The sequence below is a fragment of the uncultured Arenimonas sp. genome, from assembly GCF_963976025.1.
GTDB lineage: Bacteria > Pseudomonadota > Gammaproteobacteria > Xanthomonadales > Xanthomonadaceae > Arenimonas.
Map to the genome: position 1 here is coordinate 1 of NZ_CAXBJS010000156.1, position 6,134 is coordinate 6,134.

The window sequence follows — 6,134 nt, forward strand, 5'->3', positions numbered from 1 at the left end:
GTTGTCGATGCCGAAGTTGCCGCGGCGATCCGGGTTCAGGCCGTTGGCGTTCCAGAACAGGTCGCGACCGTCCGGACCGACGGCGGTGACGCCCTCGCCGTTGGCGTTGAACGGGTCAAGACGCTGGATGAAGATGCCGTCCTTGGTGTTGGTGACCAGGGCTTCGGCGGAGAACACCATGCCGTGCCACGGCAGCTCGTGTTCGAACGCCAGGTTGGCCTTCCAGACCGACGGCAGCGCGAAGTCGGGCGCGATGATGTCGACGTTCTGGCGCGGGCAGTTCGGCAGGGTCGGGATCGGGCTGCAGGCCGCGTTCGAGCCGGACGGCGGGATGTACAGGTCCGGACCGGAGAAGCCGCTGCCGTTGCGCTCTTCGTACTGCACGTAGTTCAGGCCGGTGTTCTGGTAGGCGCCGGCCAGCCAGACGTTCGGCGAGGCACCCTGGAACAGGCCCAGGCCGCCGCGGATCTGGGTCGGGCGCTCGGAGTCGAAGGTGTAGTTGAAGCCGAAGCGCGGCTGCACGATGTCGACGTCGACGGTGTTGGAGTTGTCGTAACCGTAGATCGTGGAGACGTAGTCGTTGTACAGGCGCTGGTCGTCGAAGTCCGGCTTGTCGTAGCGCAGGCCGAACATCAGGGTCAGGTTGTAGTTGACCGCCCAGGTGTCCTGCACGAACAGGCCGGTGTTGGACTGGGTGTAGGCCGCCGGGATGTCGGCGTAGCTGCCGCCGTTCGGACGCGGGGCGCGCACCACGTAGAAGCTGTAGTTGCCGGCCTGGAAGTCGGCCAGGCTGCTGAACGTGTACGTGCCGTTGAGGTCGCGACCGTAGAAGTTGATGACGTCGTTGTTTTCCCAGTCGAAGCCGAACTTGATCTCGTGGTCGCCGACGAACAGGTTGCCGGCGCCGAACAGGGTGGTCTGCTCGGTGTCGATCAGGTTGACGTGGCTGTTCTGCTCGGTGCCGATGTAGATGGCACTGTTGCCACCGAAGCCCTGGATCTGGATCTGCGGCAGGTTCGAGTTGGTCTGGCGGACGGCGGTGTAGTCACGCTGCGAAACCTTGAACTCGGTCGAGAAGTTGTCGGACCAGTCGCTGAAGACTTCCAGCACGGTGGACTCGAATTCCTTCGCGTAGTTGTACCAGAAGGTGTCGAGCGAGATGGAGTTGTTGTCCACCTGCGGGAAGCGCAGCACGCCCTGGTCGAGATAGCTGTAGCGCAGCGCGGCGCGGTGGCTGTCGTTGATGTTCCAGTCGAGCTTGATCGCGTATTCCTCGATCTCGGTGTCGGCGTCGAGGCCGCCGATGCCGCCGGCGTTGAAGCCGTAACCCTGGGCCGCGGCCTGCACGGCAGCGATATCGGCATCGGTGATGTCACCCGAGCCGTAGGGGGTGGCGCCGAAGCCGGTGGCCGGCGCGGTGCGCACGTAGTTTTCGTAGTTCACGAAGAAGAACAGGCGATCCTTGACCAGCGGGCCACCGAAGGTGGCGCCGTAGGTGTCCTCGGACTCGAAGCCGTTGAACTGAACGCCGTTGAGGTCTTCGCGGACCCAGTCGCCGTCACGCAGGGTGTAGTACAGCGAGCCGTGGAACTCGTTGGTGCCCGACTTGGTGACCGCGTTCACCACGGCGCCGGTACCGCCGGCGATGGTGGTGTCGTAGTTGGCCAGGTCGATGTTGATTTCCTCGATCGCGTCGATGGAAACCGGCTGGCGCTCGGTCGGCAGGTTGTTCGACTCCAGGCCGAACGGATCGGAGGCGCTGACGCCGTCGATCTTGATCAGGTTGTAGCGGGTGTTCTGGCCGCCGGCCGAGATGGCGCCGTCGGACTTGGAGATCTGCGAGATGCGCGGATCGGTGCGGATGTAATCCTGGATGTTGCGGTTGGCCGACGGCAGGGTTTCGATCTGCTGGCGGTTGACGTTGGTGCCGGTACCCATCTTGTCCGGGGAGAACACTTCGGACATGACGGCCGAGCCGGTCACTTCGACCGCGGCCAGGGTGGCCAGGTCATCGCCCAGGCTGGCGTCCACGGCGGTGGTTTCAGCCAGCTGCAGGTACACGCCTTCGCGGACCTCGACCTCGCCATCCTTCACGATGGTGATGGTGTACGGACCGCCGACGCGCAGGCCGCGCGCCGAGTAACGACCGTCAGCGCCGGTGGTGGCGTTGCTGGAGGTGCCCGACGGGGTGTGCACGATCGTCACCTGGGCGCCGACAACCGGCTGCTCGTCGGCACCGGTGATGCGGCCGGCAACGGCGGCGGTGGTGTTCTGCGCGAAGGCCGGCGCCGCCGCGAGGGCGATGGCGAGGCCGAGGGAGAGCTGCGAAAGCCGAACCCGGTTGCGATTGGTCATGGTGAAAAACCCTGGTTTAAGGAAAGTGTCGGAAATTTGTCTGCGGCGTCCCGCCGCGGTGCCTGACGGGACAGGCACGGCTAGTCCTTGAAGGATTGCCGCGTTCGGGTGGTCCCCTGCCCCGTGGCAATAACAAGAGTTTAACACGCTAACCGGCTTACATGTCATTCAGGTGACAGCGCGGCCGACCCCTGGCGGGGGCTCCCCACCTTCCCTGACCCGCCCTCAGCCCAGGCCGGGCGCCCGCAGGTAGGCGGCCACGCCGTCGAGCAGCATCTGCACGGAAATGGCCACCAGAAGCATGCCCATCAGGCGCTCCACGGCGGTCAGGACCCGCATGCCCAGTACCTTGTAGAGGTAGGTGGCCGAGAACAGCAGGATGGCGGTCGCCGCCCAGGCCAGCACCAGGGCCAGGCTCCAGTCGGCCATCCGGCCCGGCTCCTGGGCCGCCAGCAGCATCACCGCCGCCATGCCCGAGGGGCCGGCGACCAGGGGGATGGCCATGGGCACGATGAAGGGTTCGCCCTCGGGCACCTCCCCGAACATGCCCTCGGGGCTGGGGAAGATCATCTTGATGCCGATAAGGAAGAGCACGATGCCGCCGGCGATGGAAACCGACTCCTGGCGCAGGTGCATGGCCTCGAGCACGTACTTGCCGCCCCAGAGGAAGACGAAGAGCACGCCCAGGGCGATAAGCAGCTCGCGCAGCAGCACCCGGCGGCGCCGGGCCGGCGGCAGCGGCTTGAGCAGGCCCAGGAACACCGGGATGTTGCCCAGCGGGTCCAGGATAAGGAACAGCAGCAGGGCCGCCGACAGCATGGTCATGCCGGCACCCGGGGCGCCCAGACGGTGCCGCGGTGGGCCAGGCCGGCCGGCGACAGCAGGTGCACGCAGGCCGCGGCATAAGCGGCCGGGCCCGGCACCCGCAGCTGGGTTTCATCGGAGTAGGCGCGGGCCCGCAGGTCGGTGCGCATGGGGCCCGGCTCCAGGCCGGAAACCCGCACCGGGGTCTGGTCGGTTTCGGCGCTGAGCTGGCGCACCAGGTTGGCCAGGCCCTGCTTGGCCAGGCCGTAGGCACCCCAGTAGGCCTTGCCGACCCGGGCCGGGTCGTCGGTGGTGAAGACCACGGCCGAATCGCCGGATTTGCGCAGCCAGGGCAGGCAGGCCTGGGTCAGCAGCCAGGGCGCGGTGAGGTTGACGTGCAGGCAGCGCACGAAGGCTTCCGGCTCGGTGGCCTCCAGCGGCGCCAGGCCGGTGAACTCGGCGGCGCAGTGCAGCACGCCGTGCAGTCCGCCCAGTTCGGCGGCTATTTTTTCGGCCAGCTGGGCGTAGTCGGCCGGGTCGGCCCCGGCCAGGTCGACCGGGTACAGCGCCGGCTCGGGCCCCAGGGCCTTCACCGCGTCATAGACCCGGTTGAGCTTGGGCAGCTTGCGCCCAAGCAGCACCACGGTGGCGCCGGCCCGCGCGCAGGCCTTGGCGGCCTCGGCGCCCAGGCCACCGTGCGCGCCGGTGACCAGGATCACCCGGCCGGCCAGTGCGTCGGCGGCGACCTCGGGCAGCGGGGCGGGCGTGTTGCTCATGCCGACTTCTGCGCCTCGGCGACCATGCGCGCCAGTTCGCCGCTGTCGAGCAGGTCGATGGTGATGTCGCAGCCACCGATCAGTTCGCCGTTGACGAACAGCTGCGGGAAGCTCGGCCAGTCGGAATAACGCGGCAGGTTGGCGCGCAGCTCCGGGTCGGCGAGCACGTTGACGGTGTGGAAACCAGTGGCGCCGGCGGTCTTGAGCGCCTGCGCGGCGCGGCTGGAAAAACCGCACATCGGGAACTGGGGCGTGCCTTTCATGAAAAGCACGATCGGGTGGCCTTCGACCTCGGCCTTGATGCGGTCCATGACGCTCATGTGAAGCTCCGTTTCGACGCGACCCGGGTCCGGGCCGCGATGGGGCTAGAATTATACGGCTCGGCGCCCCACCGGCGCCTTCCCCCACCCGAAAGGAGACAGCCCATGGCCATCGAACTTCCCGCCCTGCCCTACGATCGCGCCGCGCTCGAGCCGCACATCTCGGCCGAAACCATCGATTTCCACTACGGCAAGCACCACCAGACCTACGTCACCAACCTCAACAAGATGATCGAAGGCACCGAGTTCGAGTCCATGGACCTCGAAGCCATCATCCGCAAGTCGCAGGGTGGCATGTTCAACAACGCCGCCCAGGTCTGGAACCACACCTTCTACTGGAACTGCCTGTCGCCCAACGGCGGCGGCGAACCCACCGGCGCCCTGGCCGAGGCCATCAACAAGGCTTTCGGCAGCTTCGCGCAGTTCAAGGAACAGTTCTCGCAGACCGCCATCACCACCTTCGGCTCCGGCTGGGGCTGGCTGGTGCAGCGCCCGGACGGCTCGCTGGCCCTGGTCAGCACGCCCAACGCCGCCACGCCGCTGACCGGCAGCGACAAGCCGCTGCTGACCTGCGACGTCTGGGAACACGCGTATTACATCGACTACCGCAACGCGCGGCCGAAGTATGTCGAAGCGTTCTGGAACCTGGTGAACTGGGACTTCGTCGCCAGCCAGATGGCCTGAGGCCGGATGGCCCCAAGCCTGCTGTCGATCCGCCGGCTGACCTGCGCTTACGCAGGGCAGCCGGCGGTGCGGGACCTCGACCTGGACCTGGGGCCGGGCGAACTGGGCTGCCTGCTCGGGCCCAGCGGCTGCGGCAAGACCACGCTGCTGCGCGCCATCGCCGGTTTCCACGCGCCGGAGTCGGGCGAACTTCGCCTGCGCGGCAGGGACGCCCTGCCGCTGGCGCCGGAAGCCCGCGGCCTGGGCTTCGTGTTCCAGGACCTGGCGCTGTTCCCGCACCTGACGGTGGCCGACAATGTTGGCTTCGGCCTGCACAGGCTGGGGCGCTCAGAGCGTATCGGGCGCACTCGCGAAACCCTGGCGCTGATCGGCCTGGACGGGCTGGACCAGCGTTACCCGCATGAACTTTCCGGCGGCCAGCAGCAGCGCGTGGCGCTGGCGCGCTCATTGGCGCCGCGCCCGGACCTGCTGCTGCTCGACGAACCCTTTTCCAGCCTCGACGCCGACCTGCGCGGACGACTGCGCGACGACCTGCGCGACCTGCTCCGCCAGTTGGGCATCGCCGCGCTGCTGGTCACCCACGACCAGGAAGAGGCATTCGCCTTCGCCGACACCGTCGGCGTGATGCAGGCCGGGCGGCTGCTGCAGTGGGCGCCGGGCTTCGAGCTCTACCACCGGCCGGCGACGCCCTTCGTGGCGTCGTTCGTCGGCGAGGGACGTTTCCTGGCGGCGCGCGTGATGCCGGGCAACCGCGTCGCGACGGCGCTGGGAGAACTCGACGTCGCGCGCCCGATGCCCTGGCCCGACGGCAGCGAAGTGCGCGTGCTGCTGCGCCCCGACGACCTGCGCCCGGTGGACGAAGGCGGCATCGAAGCCGAAGTGACGGCGATCGCCTTCCGCGGCGCCGATACCCTGCACACGCTGCGTCTGGGCGACGGCACGGTACTGATGTCTCTCGTCCCCAGCCACCAGCAGCGCCAGCCCGGAAGCCGCCTGCGCGTCTTCCCCGACCTCGCCCACGTCGTCGTTTTCCCGCCCGACGCAAACCCCTTGTAGGAGCGCCTTCAGGCGCGAATCTTCTGCCCTTGGCCTTTGGCCAAGCAGGGCGTCGGTCCGTGTTCGCTTCGCGAGTGGAGGCAACGTGCAGTCGCCCTGACCGACACGCCGCAAGTACGTCCCTGTAGGCTCATCGTCG

Annotated in this window: 6 protein-coding genes; 2 read left to right on the top strand and 4 right to left on the bottom strand. The window is 67.7% G+C overall.

Features of this window, described 5'->3' with window-relative positions; translation table 11 throughout:
* The 4 genes from AACZ35_RS11355 to grxD form a co-directional block, all read right to left on the bottom strand.
* The coding region (locus AACZ35_RS11355; protein WP_339829316.1) for a TonB-dependent receptor at window positions 1-2,355 on the bottom strand (2,355 nt) is incomplete at its 3' end.
* A gap of 225 nt (window positions 2,356-2,580) precedes the next feature.
* Window positions 2,581-3,180 carry a YhgN family NAAT transporter gene (locus AACZ35_RS11360; RefSeq protein WP_339829318.1) on the bottom strand — a complete coding sequence of 200 codons (600 nt, stop codon included), beginning with the start codon at window positions 3,178-3,180 and terminating at the stop codon, window positions 2,581-2,583.
* Entirely contained in the window at window positions 3,177-3,935 is a 759-nt protein-coding gene (locus tag AACZ35_RS11365; protein ID WP_339829319.1) for an SDR family NAD(P)-dependent oxidoreductase, read from the bottom strand. The genes AACZ35_RS11360 and AACZ35_RS11365 overlap by 4 nt, the downstream gene beginning before the upstream one ends.
* Window positions 3,932-4,255, bottom strand: coding sequence for a Grx4 family monothiol glutaredoxin (gene grxD, locus AACZ35_RS11370; protein ID WP_339829321.1), 324 nt, complete (start codon window positions 4,253-4,255; stop codon window positions 3,932-3,934). Before grxD ends, AACZ35_RS11365 begins: the two co-directional genes overlap by 4 nt.
* A gap of 105 nt (window positions 4,256-4,360) precedes the next feature.
* Here grxD and sodB point away from each other — a divergent pair, with 105 nt between their 5' ends.
* Both sodB and AACZ35_RS11380 read left to right on the top strand, forming a co-directional pair.
* A complete protein-coding gene (sodB, locus tag AACZ35_RS11375) occupies window positions 4,361-4,939 on the top strand; it encodes a superoxide dismutase [Fe] (RefSeq protein ID WP_339829323.1) in 579 nt (192 codons plus the stop codon).
* 6 nt (window positions 4,940-4,945) lie between these two features.
* Window positions 4,946-5,995, top strand: a complete 1,050-nt coding sequence (locus AACZ35_RS11380) for an ABC transporter ATP-binding protein (protein ID WP_339829325.1) — start codon at window positions 4,946-4,948, stop codon at window positions 5,993-5,995.
* The last annotated feature ends 139 nt before the right edge of the window (window positions 5,996-6,134 follow it).